Source organism: Affinibrenneria salicis, assembly GCF_008710095.1.
Genome location: NZ_VYKJ01000004.1, coordinates 401,473 through 421,784 on the forward strand (window position 1 = coordinate 401,473; position 20,312 = coordinate 421,784).

Sequence of the window (20,312 nt, forward strand, 5' to 3'; positions counted from 1 at the left end):
GAAACTCTGTCGGCACGCATTTTGCTGATTTACTACCGTGCTTTAGCTGTGTTGATCGCTACGCGATACAGCGATGTGGTCGCCGTAATGTACAGCTCATTATTGTCCTTTCCACCAAAGGTGCAGTTTGAGACGCGCTCCGGAATGGCGATTTTTTCCAGCAGAGATCCTTGTGGTGAAAGGATCAGAACGCCATTTTCACAGCTGCAGTAGATATTGCCCGCCTTGTCGACACAAAAACCGTCCGGAATCCCGGGGGTAATCTGGGCGACAACGTGTGAAAACAGGGCGCTATCGCCCGTCAGCCGATATGCACGTAGCTCGCGTCGCCCCTGCTGCGGGAAATCAATCACCGACATATCGGCGATATAAAGCCAGCGATCGTCGGGTGAAAAGGCTATGCCGTTTGGTCGCTGTGTGTCGCAAATGGCGATGGTAATCTGCCCGCCAACCGGATCAAATCGGTACACATAACAGCCAATGATCTGGCTTTCAGCGCGATACCCTTCTTCGTCGCTGGTAATGCCATAGGGAGGGTCGGTGAACCAAATCGAGCCATCCTGACGGATAGCGACATCGTTGGGAGAATTAAATCGACGTCCTTCGATTTTATCGACCAGCATCGTGCAGGTGCCATCGGCGTCAGTACGACTAATGCCACGGCGACCATGCTCACAGGTAATGATTCCACCTCGTCCATCAAGCGCATTCCCATTGGCAAAATGGGACTCGGCGCGAAACAGACCGACGCCATCCCGGTCATCCCAACTGAACATCCGGTTGCCTTTAACATCGCTGAAAATCAGACGCTGCTGCGCCGGGAGCCACACCGGTCCTTCAGCCCAGATGGCGGGAGAGCAGAGTCGCTCTACGCCATCAGGGGAGTGTAAGGTATACGTCGTCATTTATTTCACGCCCCATATCGCTTTGTAATGCGTGCGGTAATCGTTGTCAGGGTCAAATTCGTTTTTCTGCCCACCGTCGGCATTAATGTTCTCTTTGGTTACCAGATGCGCTGGGGTGATATAGCCTGACGGTTTTTCCCCGGAAAATGCGCGGTTGAACTCATCCAGTAATTGCCATCCATGCAGTTTTAAGGGCTCGGGTACGGTAGCAACCTGGCTTCTGTCATCCCGTACGCGCTGGTAAGCGGTAACTGAGCCATCCCCGGCAGAGATGTTGAACGGTGGCGTACCCTTGCTGCCTTTGTTGGTGCTTTGCAGCGCGGGCGCCATAAAGTCAAAATAGAGGTCGTTTATTGCCAGCGAATACTGAAAATCATTGCCATATTTTTGTATCAGGCTATAGGTCATGCCGGGCATACGATTTGACGTATCGGCAAGCGGGGTATCAATAAACTCCACGACGTTACAATCGTGACACTGGTTGATGACCTCTTTCATGGCATTCGCTTTATCCAGAGCGATTTGGTAGAGGGAATCAGTGAAGATCAGCACTTTTGCTGTGCCGTTTGAGTGCGCAACGGCATACAGCGCAGCCATGCGTGACACCTCGTTAGAATCAGAGGTGACATTGTAGAAAATGTTATACGAAGGCACCGGGCCGGGGGCAGGTACGGCGTGCCAGGCGGTAAGAATGATGCCTTCCTTAACGGCTTTCTTCAGCGGGATTTTTGCTACGTTAGGGTTCCATCCGCCGATGACGATGCCATCAGGTTTACGGGCAATGGCCTGATTCAACGCTGCCAGCTGGTCTTTAACTGAACCCGCACCATCCAGAACATCCAGTGACCAGCCTGTGGCACTGGCGGCTTCGGCTAAGCCCTCTTTCACGCCAAGTACGCCGCCATTTTTCATGTCCGAAGCGATAAAAATGATCTTTTTATTCGGCTGCAGCTTCGGACCCTGCGTCGGCCCGTCCCACGCTGTTACTGGGGCGGTCGCTTTGGCAATAGCGGCTTTGGCCTGTTCAACGAATGCGTCTTCAGCAAGACTTGCGCCGGAGGTGATTAACAGACCCGTCGCCAGGAGGTAAGAAACTATTTTTTTGTTCATTTTCAGTTCCTTCAGTGTGTGATTTTTTCGCCAACTGCGGATCCATGGCCCGGTTGTGCTCGCTGGATTAATTTTTTGCTCTGAGCGCGGCGGCGCTGCGCATAACCTGCCAGCGTGATGGAGAAGAGTAGCGTTGCGCCGTTAAACAGCGGCTCGACCCAGAATGCGCCACCAAATTGCTGAATACCGGCGATGCCAATCGCCAGCACGGCAATTCCGACAACGGTTCCCCAGACGTTAACGCGCCCAGGACGAATGGTTGTGCTGCCAAGAAAGGCACCGACCAAAGCAGGAAGCAGATAGTCCATCCCAACGCTGGCTTGCCCGACACCCTGTTCGGCGGCAATGATCACCCCGGTGAATCCGGTGAGCGTACTGGAGGTAATGAATGCCCCGATGGTGTAACGGTTAACGGCAATTCCATTGAGCGCCGCGGCGACAGGGTTACCGCCTACGGCGTACATGCATCGCCCAATAGGGGTGTGTTCCGTGACGATCCACAACACAATGGCAGTGAACAGCACATAAAACGCGACAATTGGGATACCAAACACATCTGTGTGATGAAGGGCAATAAACGCATCAGGAAGATCGCCGACGATTTGCCGCCCGCCAGAGTGCCAAAGCGCAATGGCGTAAAGTACCGTTCCGGATCCGAGCGTTGCGACAAAGCTGTCGATATCTGCCAGAGCAACCAGGATGCCGTTCAGTAAGCCATAGAGTGCGGAAAGTATCAGCACCATGAGCACCGCCATCGGCCAGGAAAAACCGTATTCCACTTGCAGCGTGATCGCGAGGATATGCCAGAGCACGATACCGAAACCGACGTTCAGGTCTATTTTGCCCACAATCATTGGGATTGTGGCGGCCAGCGCGAGCAGGGCTATTTTGGATTTACTGTCGAGAATAGCCTGTAGCGTTAATAACGACGCGAAAGAGGGCGTTGCCAGAGAAAACAGAGCAATTAGTAAAAGACAAATCACCGGTAGTCCGTAACGGGTTGAGAACTGACCCAGCCACGGTAAAAGACCATGCTCTTGTAATGAGATGCGAGATTCAAGAGCCGTTGATTTCACTGATGTTTTAGCCATGATTCACACCCGGGTTAATGTGTTGTGCCGCTGCCGGAGGCAAGCTCCAGTAATTTTGCGAAGGTGACGTCCTGATTAATGAGTTCACCGACAATTTTGCCGCGATTAAATACCAGCGCGCGGTTACAGATATGCGCCACCTCTTCCAGGTCGTTAGAGATAACCAAAATGGCGACACCTTTTTCCAGGGCTGCATTAAGTAAATCGTAGATTTCAGCGCGGGCGCCAACGTCAACTCCGGCAGAGGGATCTTCCAGAATCAGCAGAGGGGCATTTAATGACAGCCAGCGCGCCATAACGACCTTTTGCTGATTCCCGCCCGACAGGGCACTCACCTCAATATTGATTTGTGCCGGGCGCACGTCGAACTGGTCTATTTTTTCCCAACTCAGCGGTGCTTCTTGTTGTTCGTTATAGCGAGACCAGGCTGAATGCCCGTGTTTGCAGGGATTAAGAAATAAATTTTCGCGCACCATCATGCCGGGGACCAGGCTTTCACCAAGGCGATCGCCCGCAACGAAGGAGACGCCTGCCGACATCGCTTCTCCTGGCGTTGATGCGTGGTATGGCGTATTGCAGAGTTCAATTACGCCATGGCTTGCGGTGCGGCAGGCAAAGAGTAACCGACCTATTTCTTCCTGGCCTGCGCCACGTAACCCGGCAAGGGCGACCATTTCACCTGCGCGCAGGGAAAAAGATACCGGGCCGGTATCTCCGACGCAGACGTTTTCCAGTTTCAACAGCATCGGGGCCGTATTGTCAGGCAGGGGTAAACGCTGCTTATCGCGTAATGCTTCGCCAACGATCAGTTCCACCAGACCGCGCAATGTGTAATGGGCAATATCTCCCCCACCTGCATAGCAACCATCGCGCATGGCGCAGACGCTGTCGGCCATTTCCATGACTTCATCCAGGCGGTGGGTGATGTAAATCATACCGACCTGCTTCTCCCGCAGTATGTTCATGACGCGAAAAAGGTGGCGAACGTCATCGGCAGGGAGTGACGCGGTGGGTTCATCGAGGACTAAAACGGAGGCCTCAACGGCAACCGCGCGTGCAATTGCCAGTAGCGATTTTTCCGTACGCGATAGATCGAAAACGCGATCGTCAGGATCAAGATCGATACCGACCCCTTCCAGCGCCGCTTTGGCTTGTTCACGCGTTATTTGCCAGTCGATCAGGCCAAAGCGGCGTGGAAAGCCCATCACCATGGCCATGTTTTCGGCGACGGTCATCCACTCGACCAGCCCTAAATCTTGATGAATAAAGGCGATCGGCTGCTGATTCCCTTTTTTAATTGCGGCGGCAGAGTCGATAGGTACACCGTTAAATTTAATTTCACCGCTATCGCGTGAGTAGACTCCTGCCAGAATTTTGATAAGCGTTGATTTTCCCGCACCGTTTTCACCTAACAAGGCAACGACTTTACCAGGGTGGATGTCCAGGCTGACATCATTAACGGCGACATTACCGCCAAAGCGTTTGACAATATGACGCATAGATAGCAGGGGGGATATGGCCGTTTTTTCCGTCATCATAATAATCTCCCGGCACGGTTTCGGAGTACTTATTGGCCTTTAAATTTCAATATGCGAAACATTGTTTCAAATATATCCGTAGGTTTTTGATAAAGCAATCTGTCACATGATTTAAAAAATATTAACAAATCAAGTTGTTATAAATTTTCTATCGAGATCGTGAACTGAAACACACTTTGCGCTACCATCAGAGCGCGACGAAAAAGGGGAACGGAAGCGATGGTCACAAAAGAGTGCAAAATAGCGCAAGATAAAGAGAGGCCAGCCGGAAGTCAGAGCCTGTTCCGCGGTTTGATGCTGATTGAGATCCTCAGCAATTACCCGAACGGCTGCCCGCTGGCGCACCTGTCGGAACTTGCGGGGCTGAATAAAAGCACCGTCCATCGGCTGCTGCAGGGGCTACAATCTTGCGGATACGTGACGCCAGCATCGGCGGCCGGGAGCTATCGTCTGACGACAAAGTTTATTGCCGTCGGCCAAAAGGCTCTGTCATCGCTGAATATTATTCATGTTGCGGCACCGCACCTTGAGGCGCTCAATCTGGCAACCGGTGAGACGGTGAACTTTTCCAGCCGTGAAGATGACCACGCCATCCTGATTTACAAGCTGGAACCGACCACCGGCATGCTGCGCACGCGCGCCTATATTGGCCAGCATATGCCGCTGTACTGCTCGGCAATGGGTAAAATTTACATGGCGTTTGGCCATCCTGATTATGTTGAGAGCTACTGGAATACCCACCAGGATATTATTCAGCCGTTGACCCGCAATACCATTACTGGCCTGCCTGCGATGCATGATGAACTGGCGCAAATCCGCGAACGGAATATGGCGAGGGACAGGGAAGAGAACGAGTTAGGCGTTTCCTGTCTGGCTGTGCCCGTTTTCGATATTCATCGACGGGTTTCTTACGCTATCTCTATCTCCTTATCGACATCGCGCCTTAAGCAGGTGGGTGAAAAGAATTTACTCAAGCCGCTGCGCGATACGGCAGAGGCGATTTCTCGCGAGCTGGGCTTTTCTGTGCATGAAAACTAAAGCAAATGGACGTTGGCGCGCGTGTCATTTTCTGAAGACAACTGCACGGAATGCCAGATCTGGTCGCGACTAATTAAGGCGCCACTGAACTCAGCGTTTCGCGCACTGAAATAATGCTATATAATTCTAAAATATATAGCATTATTTCATATGACGAAAATGAAAAATAAATGGCCTCAGATCGAAGATTTCAACGTTTTTTTGACAGTGGTCAGGACCAGCAATTTTTCAGCTGCGGCTGTAGAGCTGGGTCTTTCTAATGCATATGTCACCAAACGAATCAGTATCCTGGAAAGTGTATTAGGTGTGAAATTATTTTACCGAAACACTCGCGAAATAAAACTGACAAGCGCAGGTGAAGTGGCTAAGCTTCATGCTGAGAAATTAATAAGCAGCACAATAAACTCCATTGAACAAATTCAGGATGTACGAAATGACGTAATTGGCAGCCTTCATGTTTCAAGTTCATTTGGGTTTGGCAAAAATCATTTAGCTCAACCTTTTTCCTTTTTCTCAAAGATCAACCCACATTTAAAAATAAAATTAACCCTTACCGATACAAAATTAGATCTGGTAAAGGAAGGCGTTGACTTGGGGATTATGGTTGGCGAAACGTTTAATGACAGATATTATGCTAAAAAGATAGCCGACAATAAAAGGATTCTTTGCGCCTCACCATCGTATTTTATGGACAAAGAAATCCCAACTATTCCTGATGAGTTGTCTAATCATAGTTGTTTATTTCTACAAGAGAAAGGTCAGACCTTTGGATTATGGCGTTTATATAATGGGAATATTTTGCAAACTGTACGAGTTAACGGTAATCTTTCATCCAATAATGGCGAGATAATTATGCAGTGGGCTCTGGCAGGTCACGGAATAGCATACAGGAGTCAGTGGGATGCAAGAAAATACATTGAAAAGGGGCAACTTATTCACATACTGCCTGATTACTATGAGGAAGCATCGGTCTGGGCAATTTACCCTACTAAATTAGATGACTCGTTAAAGACCAGGAAGTGTGTTGAGTTTCTTGAAGAATACTTCAGAGACATAAAACTATAAACAGCCACCTTTGTGGCCGTTTAGTGATGAAATGATCAGGGAAACGCTGCTAAAAACATCGTTGCCAGAATGACAGTGGAAGCTCCGCCGATACGCGTAGAAATCTGAGCGAATGGCATCAGTCCCATACGGTTCGACGCTGACAGAATGGCTACGTCACCTGTTCCCGCCAAACCGCTATGGCAGGTTGCTATAATCGCGGCTTCAACCGGGTACATATTGAGATATTTCGCCATAAAGAAGCCCACAACAGCCATTGAGAGAACAGCTGAACACATACAGTAAAATAGCCTGCTGAGAATACCGCAACAACGTTTTCCAGCGGCGCGTAGAGTATTCCAGGACCGATCATCGTTGGCCAGATGAGTGAAGTTGAAATGAGCCTGTAGCAGGATTTAGCGACATCAATCATACGATGAGGAATGATATCGATGTACTTGCACATAACTGCAAGGACAATCATTAGCACCGGTCCATCCCCGAGCCTTTCACAATGCCAAACTTATGTTTGCCGTTTAATTTAAAATTCGCAATTTGCATAATTTACTCTCAAGCTTTTCAGCTTACTTTGTGCCATGGATTTTCTGAATAATATTCATTTTCAAACCGGATAATTTCATCCTTAAAGGACAACGTTAAGCCGATTGCATCCAGACCTTGTACCAGCATCTCCTTTTTCAGCTCATCTACATTAAATGTAAAGTCTTCTTGTGTGGTGCTGATGACCTGGTTTTCAAGGTCAATCGAAATTGCATTTGTTCCGGGGCGTGAAATCAAACTTGCCAATCTATTCATTTGCTCTTCAGCAAGCGTGATCGTTAGAACCCCGTTACGAAGGCAGTTATCATTGAAAATTCCCGCAAAAGATGTACCAATCAGGGCACGAATTCCCAGTTGTTTCATCCCCCATACAGCATGCTCACGGCTGGAGCCGCATCCGAAATTGGGGCCAGTAACAAGGAATTTTGAACCCTTCCACCCTGGTGTATTAAGAATGAAATCGGGATTTTCAGTACCATCAGCATTAAATCTCAGGTCGAAAAACAGCCCCTGATCAAGTCCCTGACGATCAATACCTTTCAAAAATTGTTTAGGCATGATGACGTCAGTATCGATATTGGCGGCCAGTATTGGGGCCGCCAATCCTGAAATTTTCTTAAAAGCGTCCATCATTAAACCTCGGTAAAATATCGAACATCTGTTAAATGACCTGCGATTGCAGAGGCTGCAACCATTGCCGGACTCATAAGGTGTGTACGAGAGCCCGCCCCCTGTCTTCCGGCAAAATTACGGTTGGTGCTTGAAGCACAACGATCGCCTGGAGACAGAACATCTTCATTCATGGCCAGACACATAGAACAACCGGATTGACGCCATTCAAAACCAGCATCAATAAAGATTTGGGCCAGACCTTCCTGTTCTGCCCGTTCGCGAACAAGGGAGGAGCCAGGGACAATCATGCCACGTACATGTGAAGCCAACTTTTTGCCCTGAACAACTTTTGCAACTTCACGTAAATCTTCAATGCGGCTATTGGTGCATGAACCAATGAAAGCGTGGGAAATTTTGATTTCAGTGAAAAGAGTTCCAGGTTTGAGATCCATGTATTTCAGAGCTGTGGAATAATCTTTTCGCTTTTGTTCGTCCGAAATGATCTCTGGATCCGGCACGAAACCGTTTATTGCTCCTGCCTGATCGGGACTAATTCCCCAGGTAACAAAAGGTTCTACAGTAGAGCAGTCAATACAAATTTCTTTATCAAATTTAGCGTCAGGATCGCTACGCAACCGGCGCCAACTGGCTACTGCCTTAGCCCACATCTCGCCCTTCGGTGCTCGAGGGGTATCTTTCAGATAGGCGAATACCTTATCGTCCGGTGACATAAATGCACCTCGAGCTCCGGCTTCTACAGCCATATTGCAGATAGTCATGCGCGCTTCAACGCTCAGGTTGTCGATGACGCTTCCGCAGAATTCGATGGCATAACCGGTAGCGCCATCAGCGCCAATGCGAGCAATTAGCGCCATAATGACATCTTTTGAAGTCACACCCAAACCGAGAGTGCCTTCCAGAGTGACACGCATATTCTTGAGTTTTTTGTAAACAAGCGTCTGCGTTGCAAGGAGGTGTTCGATTTCGGAAGTTCCAATTCCGAAGCCAAACGCCCCTAGAGCACCATAGGTAGTGGTATGACTATCACCAGCGGCAATAACCATCCCCGGCATAGCAAGCCCCTGTTCGTGGGCCACCACATGCTCAATACCCTGTCGTTTATCCATGGCATCGAACAATTCGATATTAAAATGCTGGCTGTTCTCTCTGAAGTAATTAACCTGCAATGTACCGCCTGGATCAGTCATAAGCAGATCGCGGGAGGGGCGAGTCGGATTTACATGGTCTACGTTGAGAAGAATGGATTTTGGATTCCATACCATACGGTCATTTTCACGTAATCCACTAAATGCCTGCGGACTTGTATATTCATTCAAAATTGAACGATCAATATATAAAAGGACATTGCCTTCATTATCGAATTTTTTAATTGTATGTGAATCAATATGTTTATCGTATAACGTTTTACCTGGATTCATGCTCTTACCTGCATTGCTCTCTGGTTAAGTTAACACCAGTATAAGCATCGGATTAATCGTGTATATCTATTAGCGATTGCATACTATGAAAAACACTTTTCACAAAGTGTGAAAAGTAAATTAATCATTATTTTTCATGGTGTTATTGGTAATTGATTGATTTTATGTAAATTAGATCTTTGATAAGTCCGGTGCTATGGTAGATTCATTTTTCGTCTGACGATAAGAACCGTAAATATTGTGTCTATGATCACGTTTTCAACCATGCAGATTTTAATCTGCCTTGGATTAGGTATGGGGCTTGGGATATGTGGCGGCCTTCTGGGGATTGGTGGCGGATTAATAGCAATCCCGGTTATTACGTATCTGTTTCATATGCCACAATCGTTAGCACAGGGTACAGTGCTGATAATGATTATTCCAAATGTATTGTTGAGCTTTATACAATATAAAAAAAGAAATAACATACAATTACGTAACATAATCGTCTTATGCGCCATTTCAAGCATTGTATCTTTTTTTGCAGCGAGATATGCCTCGCACATGAATTCAGATAATCTAACCTCTTTGTTTTCTGGTTTTCTACTAATAATTGGGGGGTATTATTTCACTCAAGTCAGCTTCAAGGCAAAGCTACCGAAATTCAATCTCTCCCCTGCATTTCTGCCGTTACTCGGAGTAGTGAGTGGAATTGCATCAGGATTATTTACAGTCGGAGGGGGCCTTGTAGTTGTACCTTTATTGGTCGCATTGTTTTCTTACTCTCAAACCAAAGCTCAGGGGACTGCGTTAGCCCTGGTCGTTCCAGGAGCCGTTTCTGCGCTGGTTTCTTATTCATTGTCAGGGGATGTATCCTGGCACATTGGTATCCCACTTGCCCTGGGGGGAGTTTTCAGCGTGTCATGGGGCGTATACCTTGCGCATAAAATACCTTCTAACATATTAAAGATATGTTTTTGCTCGGTTATTTTTTTTGTGGCAATTTTCACATGGTTAATCTGATGTGTTTAGAATAAATGCTAATAAGATTTGACCAAATATAATCATCTAATAGTTCACAATTCGAAGTATTATCATTGAAGATGTCACGATATGTAAGTTATGTATTTACATATCGTAAGAATAAAGACGGTAATCCAGTAGTGATTACAGAGCAAGATTTAGAACAGTTGCTGGATCATGCAATATCACCTGGGCGTTGTTGAATAAATTATTTTGAAAGGAATTTCTTTATTTTATCCAGTTAAACCGCTATCGTGGGCGATAGCTTTTCGCTCGCTGGGGCGGCGAAATTTATTTGGCTCCCCCCGGCCAGTTCGGTTCACCTGGGGATGAACCGAACTGGTGGGTTCGGCGACGCAAATTAGCAATTTCTATGAAATTGAATTTACTCGCCTCACGCCACTTTTAAATCCATGTCTGCATGAATTTAAAAGCCTAAAATCTGCTGTTGTCCTGTATTGAATTTTCTTCGGTTAAATAATTAATTTCACCTTGCTCGCCCAGGGTAAGATTACCATCCCTATGCAAGGACATGTTTATTCATCAAATGTCAATGAGCTTCACCATTAATTAAAATAATCAATCACCCCATGTCTTACAGTGGCAATTAATTATCTAATTGCTATCAATGATGAGAGTGATAGACTAAAGTGTGCCTATGATCTTAAACAGCGCATTTATCCCCTCTGTTTCAATAGTACTGATTAGCTAAGAGTAATATTTGTTATTTATATGTTTCCTTCTGAATTAATAATTATCGATTTTTCAGCGATTGGCTCGCCAGGTGTCAGGGCAGTGACAAACAAAAGGACTATATTCTGGGGCGGTTGGTTTCAGGGTCATGTCCTCTTTGAAATCATCATTTTTATTAAATATAACCTCGGGCCATGCTTGAAGGTTGATGAGTCGGTTTTCAAAATTCAGGACTTCCTTCTTAAGGCGTAAATCCTGCTCCATCTGGTCGTGATCTTCTAATCCGCCACGAACACCATAAATCAGATAAGGTTCCAGTATGGTAAACCCGATATACTGCAAGGCCTGCATTGGCGGCCACAACATTAATCGCATATTACCATCACGTCCATTATGACCACATGCATTAGCTGAAGCGCCTGCTGTTACCGTCAGCAAAGCCCGCTTTCCCTTCATGACACCGTTTTCATGGCGATGACTGCTATCGTAAAGCCCCCCGTATACGAATACTCTGTCCATCCACCCTTTTAATATGGCTGGCATTCCAAACCACCAGAAGGGAAAGTGGAGTATGAGTACATCAGTATTTTTCAGTAACTCTACATGCCTTTTAATTTCTGATGGCAGTTTTGCTGCCTTCCAGTGGTGCCGTTGCTCTTGCATTGGATCAAACTTTTTTACGTTTTTCCTGTCTTGATAGTGTATTTTTCTCTCGCAGGGATCGAAGTTTTCTTCATATAAATTAATCAGTTCAACATTACATCCTTCTTTACAGAAAACTTCAGAGGCTTTAGCGGCAAGATGGGCGTTGAATGAGTTCGGCTCAGGGTGCGCTGTTACAATCAGTACATTCATAATAAATCTCCATAACGATATGTACTGGTATGTTGTTATGTTTAGATTTCATTTGCAATTACGTACCTGGAGGTAACCACTACAATGGCTTTTCCTGGCGATGTTTATTCAGAGAAGTGTTCGGCGCGTGATGCACTGGCATTGATATCGGGTAAGTGGGTGATGCTCATATTGCCGCTTTTAGCTATAAAGCCGATGAGAAATGGGGAGTTATTACGCAAAATAGAAGGCATCTCCCAGAAAATGCTTACTCAGACCTTGCGGCAACTGGAACGGCACGGTTTGGTTGAGCGGTATGACTATTTCGAAAAACCGGCCTGCGTAGAATATCGTCTCACTAACGTAGCGTATTCTCTTGTGGAGACGCTTGCCTCGCTCGACCGATGGGCGGAAAACAATTTTCCAGCGCTTGATGCTGCGCGCGAAGAGTATGACGCAAATAATGACCTTTAGTGGTTTTATCGTGCTTAATTCATGCTTCAACGTTAAGTATCAACGGTTGGGACGTTTCTTTAGCTATCAGTTATCTTTCGTAATATCACAGAAGAGAATCGGCATGGTCAGCACGCTGGGCAGGGACGCCTGCTGCACGGAGGGAAAGCAGGCGAATGACGCTGAGTGTAATGCCGGCAGTTGCACCAGCTCCGGCGTATTCGCGCTGAAGGCCGTAACATACGGGCTTAACAATCGCCTCAAAAATAACCGGATAGCACCCAATTTAAGCATACTCAGGTAGTTCCTGGCCGTTTTTTCCGAGCGTGTGGCGATACGCCTGTTTTCTTTTAGTATCGCAAAACAACGCTCGACAACATTACGCTTTTTGTACAATCGGACATTCAGTTTTCGACGCCCATCCCGGCTGGCTTTTTCATTCGATTTGAAAGGGCTCTCTGCCTTTATTCCTTTGATTTTAAGATGGTGACGCAAGGATTGACTCGAGTATTCCTTATCCGCCAGCACCGCTTTCGGGCGGCATTTCAGGTGGCCGTTTCTTCGTATAACCCCAACGCGATTAAGCAAGGTGTCTGCGTATCGACTCTCGTGGGATTGTCCGCCGCTCAGGCAGAGACTCAATGGTAACCCTGTGCTATCTGTCGTCAGGTGGACTTTGGTACCAAAGCCGCCTCGAGAGCGACCCAGCCCATGATCGTCGAGTTCATCGGGATGTTTTTTTTAGCGCCAGCGGCCGCTTTCAAGGCTCGTATGTTACTGCCATCAAGGGCTATGGCATCCCATCCCACCAATCCGTTCTCATCTAAGATGAAAAGTAATTTATTGAAAATACTATTTATTATTGCCATTTTAGACCATCGGTTAAATCGGTTGTAAATAGTTTTCCAATGGCCATAGCGTTCGGGCAAATCCCGCCAGGGAGCCCCGCAGCACAGCACCCAAAATATACCATTCATCACTTGTCGGTGCTCAAGATAAGGGCGACCACCCTGGGGTGCTCCTCGTTCAGTCGGCAACATGGGGTAAATCAGTGCCCAGGCATCATCAGGGAAATCGTAACGGGCCAAGTGAAAAGACCCTGGTGGTTAGAACATAGGTTCAATTGTACAAAAAACAGTTACGGGACACAGCCTGGAAGGTAGAGACCATGAGAATCGGAAACTTTGAAGGGTTTAGCGGATGGTGTTAAGTTGCGGATTTTTGAGTCGTTAAGAGACATGTGGGGGTCACTCCGTCATCGAACCAACTTGACCCCAAATCTGACCACCAAATTCTCCCGATGCGGAGGGAAAACCAGAAACGCATCGGGAAGACTTTTCACGCTAACCTGTTGAATCAATGTACAAATAGGGATTCGCAAGGATGCATGAAAACAAGTAAATGACTCCTCTGACTGAGATCGCCTTAGCCAGTAAATGGCTAATAAACAGGCTAAATGGTAACAGCTTTTCTGTCAAGACCACCAAAGTGACCACCTCTGAGAAATGTATACATTTAGAAGAGGCAATGACCACTGGGGAGGATAAGACGTTGACCCGTGATTTCGTATTTATTTGTTATGTAATGTTTTTATTGTTAGTCATCATTTCTATACTCACCTTTTTTGGTGTTATCTGTGGTTAGTTATCACAGCACTAACCAATTTTTGAGCATTTGGATTGACTAATACCATTTCTTTTCATTATGAATAATGATGCGTCAACTGATGGCGAACAGGCCAAATCCACTCTTCTACAACTGCCCATTGCCACGGTGTGGAATAATTAAAAATTTTAGATTTTTGAGATTATTCTCATTTCCATCTTGATTTTATTTGTTTTTTCATCAAAATTCATAGTTCACAAGCTGTTCTCACTCCAAAAACAACCGTAAAGGGATTATTGTGAACACGATATACATACCATTAGACAGCGGAGAGTCTGCGGTTCTTAAGGATCCAGATACCTTACTTCCCCGAAATATTTACGAACAGCTTACTCGATTTATTGAAAAGGCTGTTAACGAAGTACCAAAGCCTCACGAAGCGCTTAATGAAACCCGTAGCCATAAGGCTATATCGATTGACGGCGCAAGGGGGACAGGAAAAACGTCGGTGCTAGTGAATTTGAACGACTATCTGCAGAGTAATGCTCAGCAACTGGCGGGGAAAATTCATACCCTTGATCCTATCGATCCGACCCTGCTTGAAGATGGTGAGTCGCTGTTCTTGCATATTATTGTTGCTGCCGTGCTTCATGATAAAGAGATCAAAACTGCCCAAAGCAGGGACCTCGATAAGTCCAGAGTGTTTACCCAGAAGCTTGAGAACTTGGCGCACGGACTGGAGTCCGTTGATTTGCAACAGAATCAACGTGGAATGGATAAAATTCGCTCCTTATATGGCAGCAAGCATCTGGCAAATTGCGTTGAAGAGTTTTTAAAATCTGCGTTGGAGTTGATCGGAAAGAAATTATTGATACTACCGATTGATGATGTGGACACTTCACTCAACCGGGCATTTGAAAATCTGGAAATATTGCGTCGTTATCTTACCTCTCCGTATGTTTTGCCGGTAGTGAGTGGCGATCGCCGTTTATATGATGAGGTCTGCTGGCGAGATTTTCATGGAAGGCTGAATAAAGATTCAGCATATAATCGCAAGAACACATATGATATTGCTAGAGATTTGGCAATTGAGTATCAGCGTAAAATTCTGCCGCTACCGCGCAGACTGAGTATGCCCGATGTAAGTGATTACTGGCAGCAAGATGGTATCGAAGTTACGCTAGATAAAAATGGCATTCCTCTGCGTAATTTTATGGCGTGGTTGAAAATATTTATTACCGGCCCCGTGAATGGCCTTGAGGGTAGTGATTTACCGCTACCGATACCTTCAATACGTGCTTTAACCCAGTTCATCAACCATTGCAGGGATTTAATTCGTGAGCTTCCTGAACCATTCAGAAAGAAAGCCAGTACGCTGGCTTTACGTCGTATGTGGCAAATGCCTGATGTTCCTCTTGATGTTCTTGAAAGTTTTGCTGAAAAACATCGGGAATTGAGTAAAGAAGCTAAGCGTGAATATGGGGAGGCTTACAAGCTATTTTATGATGGACTAAAGAATTTCACTGCTTGGGAGAGTAAGGCTTATCTAGAAAATGATAAAAAATCTGCATGGCTCGATAAGTTGTGTGAGTATTTTCGTTTTGAACCTAAGGCTGGGGCTGTGTTTTTAACGCTTCAGGCAAAACAGTTCTGGGTGTCATGGGCGCAGGGTGACAATCGTAATCAATCGATTCTTGCGACTCCGCTTTTTCAACCCTTATTGCATAATTTTCGTGAATACGATGTCTTTGAAAGGTATGATGATCTTTCTGATTGGGAATCTCAGTTAAGAACAAGGTTACCGGAGAGTTGGTTGACTGCCATTAAAGGGCAAAAAACGCTTTTACCCTATCCTGTGGCAGAGGCGGGAATTAATACCAGTTTAAAGTGGAAGTATTGGGAAGAATTAGAGAACTATGGGTTTGATCCTGCTTTGGAAAGCAAGGCAAATTTCCTTTTGTCCACGTTGATGCAGAGGAATTTTTATACAAACTCTAAACAGTCGGTCGTGATAAATATTGGTAGAGTTTTTGAAATAATTATTGCTAGCCTTGTTTCGGATTTAGAGTTGGCCGACTTGCAGAGAATTAGACAACGTTCTCCATTTTACTCTGCTAGCGCGCTTGCACCTACCAAAACGTTAGATTTGGAAGAGGATTTTACGAAAAAGAATACAAGATTTATGAATAACAGAAGTGAAACTGACAGAGACACTTCTGATGATATTCTTGTTGATGTGCCGGATAAAAATGAGGACGCATGGAAAAAACTTTGTGATGAAATAAACCATTGGAGAAAGACACACAATGTGGCTAGTACAAACTTATCACCTTGGCTGGTTTATAAGGTTTTTAATAAAACATATAGTCAGGTTGCTAATAATGTGTTTGTTCCCAGTGGAATGCAAAATATTGATGCGGCTCTAAATTTTTTTGGTAGGGTTTTTTATGCAGTTTGGTCAGCATTTGGTAGTTTTGAAAAGGGCGAATTGTTCGGACTATCCGATGTGGTTGCTACAACTAATATTATTTCGGCAAAAAATTTTTATAATCATGATAACTTCCGAGTGAATGTTGGACCGTTTACGCCTGAGCAAAACCAAAATTCTGACAGCGATCGTGAGGCATATCAGCATCGCAAAATGTATGGTGAAAAAACCAGAGCGGTAAGTTATGTATTAGCAACTCATCCGCTGAAAAAATGGACCGACGAGGTATTACGCACTGAGTTTAAACAAAAACAGAATGCTCAGCTTCAGACCGAGAGAAAAATGCTGACTCAGGCTGAGAAAATTATAGATATCAGCCCGGCAAGAGAGTTTATCACAAGCAAACTTTCATTAAATTCACACTCCCGGTTGGTTAAAACACGTATAATAAAACAGCTTAAGATGTTATATCCAAACTACGATAAGGCTAAGGACTTCATTGATGAAGTTACAAACCACTTCCCTCAGAATGATCCCGCAATTAATACGCTTCTGAAAGCATTTGCAGAACTTTACCCCGATGGTGACAAATAATGTTAACTCGGTCTCTAAGTGAACATGCAGCAGGGTGTTTTTTCACTGATGAGCGTCTGTCACAACGCTTTCTAGATATCCTTTTATCGCCACCCAAGGATTTTGAAACGTGGTCATCATTGCAGGAGGAATCTTTCAAGCTGCTCGTTAAGAGCATCGATAGCCGATATCCACGCACTTACCGGTTAACCGACGTACGCCAGCTTGTGGGGAACATATGTGACAACGGGTTACTGACGAGTCCGACACTACCTTGGCTCGATGTCATTGCGGATCAGCTACTGTTGCGGAATGGCGACTTACTCTATTACCGCGAAAATAAGGTTCAAGACTACGTGCGAATAGCCGCGGAACTCGACCCGGCCCTTCTAGTGGGATGGCGTCTTGGCGACTGGCTTTTGCAAAGCCCACCGCCGCGATTGACGGACATAACCCGTGTGGTGATGGCGCAGAATCCGTTTTTTGCTCCACCTGCTAATGCAGGTAAACCTTTTGCCGAGGGGCACGTACATCTCGGGGGAGTGACGGCTGGAGATACTATTTTGGATGGCTATCTTTTTGAAGAGATTGAACTACCCAAAAGCAAAGAGATGTTGTTGTGGGCACACAAAGAGCATGATGAGTTAACACCGTTGATAAATCGAGCAAAGTCTTTGCTTACAGTTCTACTTTCAGCCTCCCCTCAAACGGTTTCTGAGCAAAATCAAAATGGTTTGGATCAGCGTAAAACTGTATCTGAGAAGTACAAGGCATTACAGAACCCAATGGATAGCATCCAGCGTCTCCCGGACTGGTTATTGCTTGCTAAAAAGAATTGCGGAACTGAAAGCGTCAGCCCCGGCTGGTTTTTAAACCAACTGGCGCATGCCTCCGAAAAAAAACATCCCTCACGCTGGCTGTGGCTGCAGCTTTACCTTTGCCACTCTTATCAGCTTAAAGACACTCATCCGCTGGAGCGCACGGCAATACTCTGCTTTTGGCTTACGGTAAATGCGCTACGGCGTCACATTATTATGGACGGGCAGGGGCTTGCGTGTTTTACCGAGCGTTATTTTAATGGTGCTTTACGTGCGGGTAAGAAAGCTGACAGTAGCAATATGCGCTACCTGTTTGCCGGTAAAGACGATGTGGCCGAAGTGAAAGCATCCCCAAAGGCTTTCGATCATGAGATGGTCACTGCATTTTCCTCGACATTGCTGAAAACCCTCGGCATTCCAGCTGTTTTTCCACCGTATATTTTTGGTGAGCATGAGATTAAGCCAGATGAACGCGTGCTGCGCTATATTGGAGCACTGGAGCGCTGGCAGTTTTGTGGGCACTTTTCTCGCTCTAAAACTGCAAGTCGCGGCATGCGAGCAAAGGCTGATTTGCAGGCTAACTGGACAGAAGCGGAGCGATTGTTACAGAAACTGTACAGTCATAATGGCTGGAATCATCCCGTCTTCTTAGGGGGTAAACGTAACCCACATTTTCATTTTCAGCCGTCGAACTGGTTTCGAGGGCTTGATGTTGCAGGGGATGAAAACGTACTAAAAATTGCAGGCTTTGCCCCGATGCTGCGCTGGCTACGAAGTGGATTATATCCCGTTCCAGACGGGCTTCGCGCCAGTATGAGTTTTCATTTCAGTATTCATGCCGGGGAGGATTACGCACATCCGGCGTCAGGATTGCGCCATATTGATGAAACGGTTCGCTTCTGCGAAATGCGGGAGGGAGACCGGCTAGGACATGCTCTGGCTCTCGGAATTGAACCTGCGCTCTGGGCGAAACGGCATGGTGAAATGATACTACCTCTGGATGAACATTTAGATAATCTAGTCTGGCAGTGGCACTATGCAACGCTTTTATCGGCTTCATTGCCTCTCGCTCAGGCGGTATTACCGCTGCTTGAGCGTAGAATCGCACGCTTTATTGCACGGTGCGAATGGTGCAAAAAGAGACCTCCGCAAATAGATAACAGTGTGGTGGGGAAACAGGCCTGTAGTGATGATAAACCTCTGGAAAATATTACACCTGATACGCTCTACCGGGCCTGGCTACTGCGGCGTAATTGTTCATATCGACTCCAGCAACTCCACGGCGGTTCACCTTTGACCTCGCAAGAGAAATGCGCGCTGCCGGATTGGGCTACGCTCAGCGATAAAGGCAATGTGGCGGCGCAGCTTTATCAGCAAAGACACTCGAGTCTCCTTGACGATCTGCCGCCGCAACTGGTAGTTGTGCGTGTAGCGGACGAATGGGGAACTCAGGAGCTGATTGGCTTGGGAAATCCCGGTAAACTGCGTCAGCAGGCTCGTGATGGTAAAGATATCCTCCAAGACATTGATACGCCGGTAGAGCTGCAATTTATGCATGCTTTACAGGACTATTTGCTAGATCACTATGATCGTAAAGGATTAATTATCGAAACCAATCCAACATCAAACGTATATATCGCGCGATTCAAAAAGCACGTAGAGCATCCTATTTTTCGTTGGAATCCTCCGGATGAAGAACTGTTGAAACCAGGCGCTGAATTCAATCGTTATGGATTGCGCCGTGGGCCAGTCAGGGTTCTGGTCAATACTGACGATCCAGGGATTATGCCTACGACATTACGGACGGAATTTTTACTACTGCGAGAGGCTGCGATTGAGCGTGGTGTCAGCCGAACGATGGCAGAATATTGGCTGGAAAGGCTGCGCCTGTACGGGCTGGAACAGTTTCAGCGTAATCATTTAAATGTATTTGAAGTTATTGAATAGAGGATTTTATCGTGAGTGGTACATTGCCTTACTTGCAATATACGGATGTCAATGGGCTACAACCTAAGCTCAAAGAAGAGCTGAAAAATTTACGGAGAAAAGAGTATTTGTCGTACTGGCCTCGTTTTCTGATACGTAGAATTTCGCTTTATGCTATTCCGTTCCTCATGTTCTTCACTTTTTTCTTTTGTCTGAGTCTGACGAAGAAAGTTGGGGCAGAGGAAGTGAATAATATTCTTGGAACCGTGAGCATATCCTTCAGTAGCTGCCTGCTGCTGGGGATTATTATTTCTGGTGTCGTGTTACTCTTGCAGTGGAAGTGCTTCAGCTGTAAATACAGTCCGCAGGATACGAATGGAGTTGTTGGGTCTCGTAAGTTAAATTATAAATTACTTGCTCATGTTGATCTTGCCCAGCAACGGTGGACACTGCCTTAAACGAGGTTTCTTTCCTCAAATTGCACCGGGCTTAGCCCGCCGTTGGCACTATGCCGTCGGTGCCGATTGTAGTCTATCTCGATATACTCGAATACCGCCGATTTCATCTCCTCCCGCGTGTTGAACCTCTCTCCGTGGACTAGCTCCACTTTCAGGCTATGGAAAAAGCTTTCCGCACAGGCGT

At 46.2% G+C, this 20,312-nt stretch carries 15 protein-coding genes and 2 pseudogenes; 7 read left to right on the forward strand and 10 right to left on the reverse strand.

The features are described 5' to 3' along the window. Nucleotides 1-32 precede the first annotated feature (32 nt). Genes FJU30_RS11005 through FJU30_RS11020 form a run of 4 tightly spaced genes read right to left on the reverse strand, consistent with a single transcriptional unit; the run spans nucleotide 33 to nucleotide 4,641 of the window. Complete coding sequence (locus FJU30_RS11005) at nucleotides 33-905, reverse strand: SMP-30/gluconolactonase/LRE family protein (protein ID WP_150434993.1); 873 nt, start codon at nucleotides 903-905, stop codon at nucleotides 33-35. Further along, on the reverse strand, nucleotides 906-2,015 hold the full coding sequence (locus tag FJU30_RS11010) for an ABC transporter substrate-binding protein (protein ID WP_150434994.1): 1,110 nt from the start codon (nucleotides 2,013-2,015) through the stop codon (nucleotides 906-908). Nucleotides 2,016-2,026: 11 nt separating this feature from the next. Then, entirely contained in the window at nucleotides 2,027-3,106 is a 1,080-nt protein-coding gene (locus tag FJU30_RS11015) for an ABC transporter permease (protein WP_150434995.1), read from the reverse strand. A 14-nt stretch (nucleotides 3,107-3,120) separates the two neighbouring features. After that, a complete protein-coding gene (locus tag FJU30_RS11020; protein WP_150435046.1) occupies nucleotides 3,121-4,641 on the reverse strand; it encodes a sugar ABC transporter ATP-binding protein in 1,521 nt (506 codons plus the stop codon). 222 nt (nucleotides 4,642-4,863) lie between these two features. Between FJU30_RS11020 and yiaJ the strand changes: the two genes are divergently transcribed. Next, nucleotides 4,864-5,682, forward strand: a complete 819-nt coding sequence (gene yiaJ, locus FJU30_RS11025) for an IclR family transcriptional regulator YiaJ (protein ID WP_150434996.1) — start codon at nucleotides 4,864-4,866, stop codon at nucleotides 5,680-5,682. Nucleotides 5,683-5,841: 159 nt separating this feature from the next. Further along, complete coding sequence (locus FJU30_RS11030) at nucleotides 5,842-6,747, forward strand: LysR family transcriptional regulator (protein WP_150434997.1); 906 nt, start codon at nucleotides 5,842-5,844, stop codon at nucleotides 6,745-6,747. 35 nt (nucleotides 6,748-6,782) lie between these two features. Here the strand turns inward: FJU30_RS11030 and FJU30_RS11035 are convergent. The 3 genes and pseudogenes from FJU30_RS11035 to leuC form a co-directional block, all read right to left on the reverse strand. Further along, nucleotides 6,783-7,222, reverse strand: a pseudogene (locus FJU30_RS11035) (2-hydroxycarboxylate transporter family protein); the annotation flags it as partial. Between the two features lie 83 nt (nucleotides 7,223-7,305). Further along, nucleotides 7,306-7,917: a 3-isopropylmalate dehydratase small subunit gene (leuD, locus tag FJU30_RS11040; RefSeq protein WP_223881570.1), complete on the reverse strand. Its 612-nt coding sequence runs from the start codon at nucleotides 7,915-7,917 to the stop codon at nucleotides 7,306-7,308. A 2-nt stretch (nucleotides 7,918-7,919) separates the two neighbouring features. Beyond that, entirely contained in the window at nucleotides 7,920-9,338 is a 1,419-nt protein-coding gene (gene leuC / locus FJU30_RS11045; protein WP_150434999.1) for a 3-isopropylmalate dehydratase large subunit, read from the reverse strand. Between the two features lie 246 nt (nucleotides 9,339-9,584). On the opposite strand from leuC, the gene FJU30_RS11050 reads away from it, so the two are divergent. Further along, the gene (locus FJU30_RS11050; protein WP_150435000.1) at nucleotides 9,585-10,340 is read left to right on the forward strand and encodes a sulfite exporter TauE/SafE family protein; all 756 of its coding nucleotides are present in this window, start codon (nucleotides 9,585-9,587) and stop codon (nucleotides 10,338-10,340) included. A gap of 765 nt (nucleotides 10,341-11,105) precedes the next feature. On the opposite strand, the gene FJU30_RS11055 is transcribed toward FJU30_RS11050, so the two are convergent. Further along, entirely contained in the window at nucleotides 11,106-11,888 is a 783-nt protein-coding gene (locus tag FJU30_RS11055; protein ID WP_150435001.1) for an NAD(P)H-dependent oxidoreductase, read from the reverse strand. An 84-nt stretch (nucleotides 11,889-11,972) separates the two neighbouring features. Here FJU30_RS11055 and FJU30_RS11060 point away from each other — a divergent pair, with 84 nt between their 5' ends. Continuing rightward, on the forward strand, nucleotides 11,973-12,341 hold the full coding sequence (locus tag FJU30_RS11060) for a winged helix-turn-helix transcriptional regulator (RefSeq protein WP_150435002.1): 369 nt from the start codon (nucleotides 11,973-11,975) through the stop codon (nucleotides 12,339-12,341). A gap of 231 nt (nucleotides 12,342-12,572) precedes the next feature. Here FJU30_RS11060 and FJU30_RS11065 read toward each other — a convergent pair. Further along, nucleotides 12,573-13,408: pseudogene (locus FJU30_RS11065) on the reverse strand (IS5 family transposase); the annotation flags it as partial. Between the two features lie 815 nt (nucleotides 13,409-14,223). Here FJU30_RS11065 and rdrA point away from each other — a divergent pair. From rdrA to FJU30_RS11090, 3 genes are read left to right on the forward strand one after another with little or no spacing between them, the layout of a single operon-like run. Continuing rightward, nucleotides 14,224-16,947, forward strand: coding sequence for an antiviral RADAR system adenosine triphosphatase RdrA (rdrA, locus tag FJU30_RS11080; RefSeq protein WP_150435004.1), 2,724 nt, complete (start codon nucleotides 14,224-14,226; stop codon nucleotides 16,945-16,947). Continuing rightward, a complete protein-coding gene (gene rdrB / locus FJU30_RS11085) occupies nucleotides 16,947-19,691 on the forward strand; it encodes an antiviral RADAR system adenosine deaminase RdrB (protein ID WP_150435005.1) in 2,745 nt (914 codons plus the stop codon). The genes rdrA and rdrB overlap by 1 nt, the downstream gene beginning before the upstream one ends. 11 nt (nucleotides 19,692-19,702) lie before the next feature. Continuing rightward, complete coding sequence (locus tag FJU30_RS11090) at nucleotides 19,703-20,128, forward strand: hypothetical protein (protein ID WP_191091579.1); 426 nt, start codon at nucleotides 19,703-19,705, stop codon at nucleotides 20,126-20,128. Here the strand turns inward: FJU30_RS11090 and FJU30_RS11095 are convergent. Further along, nucleotides 20,125-20,312, reverse strand: a 188-nt coding sequence (locus FJU30_RS11095) for an IS3 family transposase (RefSeq protein WP_150435006.1), incomplete at its 5' end; no start/stop codon positions are given. The two genes, FJU30_RS11090 and FJU30_RS11095, sit on opposite strands and share 4 nt — an antisense overlap.

Bases quoted from the DNA above. Each gene is read 5' to 3' on its own strand.
- FJU30_RS11005 (WP_150434993.1), bottom strand. From the start codon at position 905: ATGACGACGTATACCTTACACTCCCCTGATGGCGTAGAGCGACTCTGC.
- FJU30_RS11010 (WP_150434994.1), bottom strand. From the start codon at position 2,015: ATGAACAAAAAAATAGTTTCTTACCTCCTGGCGACGGGTCTGTTAATC.
- FJU30_RS11015 (WP_150434995.1), bottom strand. From the start codon at position 3,106: ATGGCTAAAACATCAGTGAAATCAACGGCTCTTGAATCTCGCATCTCA.
- FJU30_RS11020 (WP_150435046.1), bottom strand. From the start codon at position 4,641: ATGACGGAAAAAACGGCCATATCCCCCCTGCTATCTATGCGTCATATT.
- yiaJ (WP_150434996.1), top strand. From the start codon at position 4,864: ATGGTCACAAAAGAGTGCAAAATAGCGCAAGATAAAGAGAGGCCAGCC.
- FJU30_RS11030 (WP_150434997.1), top strand. From the start codon at position 5,842: ATGAAAAATAAATGGCCTCAGATCGAAGATTTCAACGTTTTTTTGACA.
- leuD (WP_223881570.1), bottom strand. From the start codon at position 7,917: ATGGACGCTTTTAAGAAAATTTCAGGATTGGCGGCCCCAATACTGGCC.
- leuC (WP_150434999.1), bottom strand. From the start codon at position 9,338: ATGAATCCAGGTAAAACGTTATACGATAAACATATTGATTCACATACA.
- FJU30_RS11050 (WP_150435000.1), top strand. From the start codon at position 9,585: ATGATCACGTTTTCAACCATGCAGATTTTAATCTGCCTTGGATTAGGT.
- FJU30_RS11055 (WP_150435001.1), bottom strand. From the start codon at position 11,888: ATGAATGTACTGATTGTAACAGCGCACCCTGAGCCGAACTCATTCAAC.
- FJU30_RS11060 (WP_150435002.1), top strand. From the start codon at position 11,973: ATGGCTTTTCCTGGCGATGTTTATTCAGAGAAGTGTTCGGCGCGTGAT.
- rdrB (WP_150435005.1), top strand. From the start codon at position 16,947: ATGTTAACTCGGTCTCTAAGTGAACATGCAGCAGGGTGTTTTTTCACT.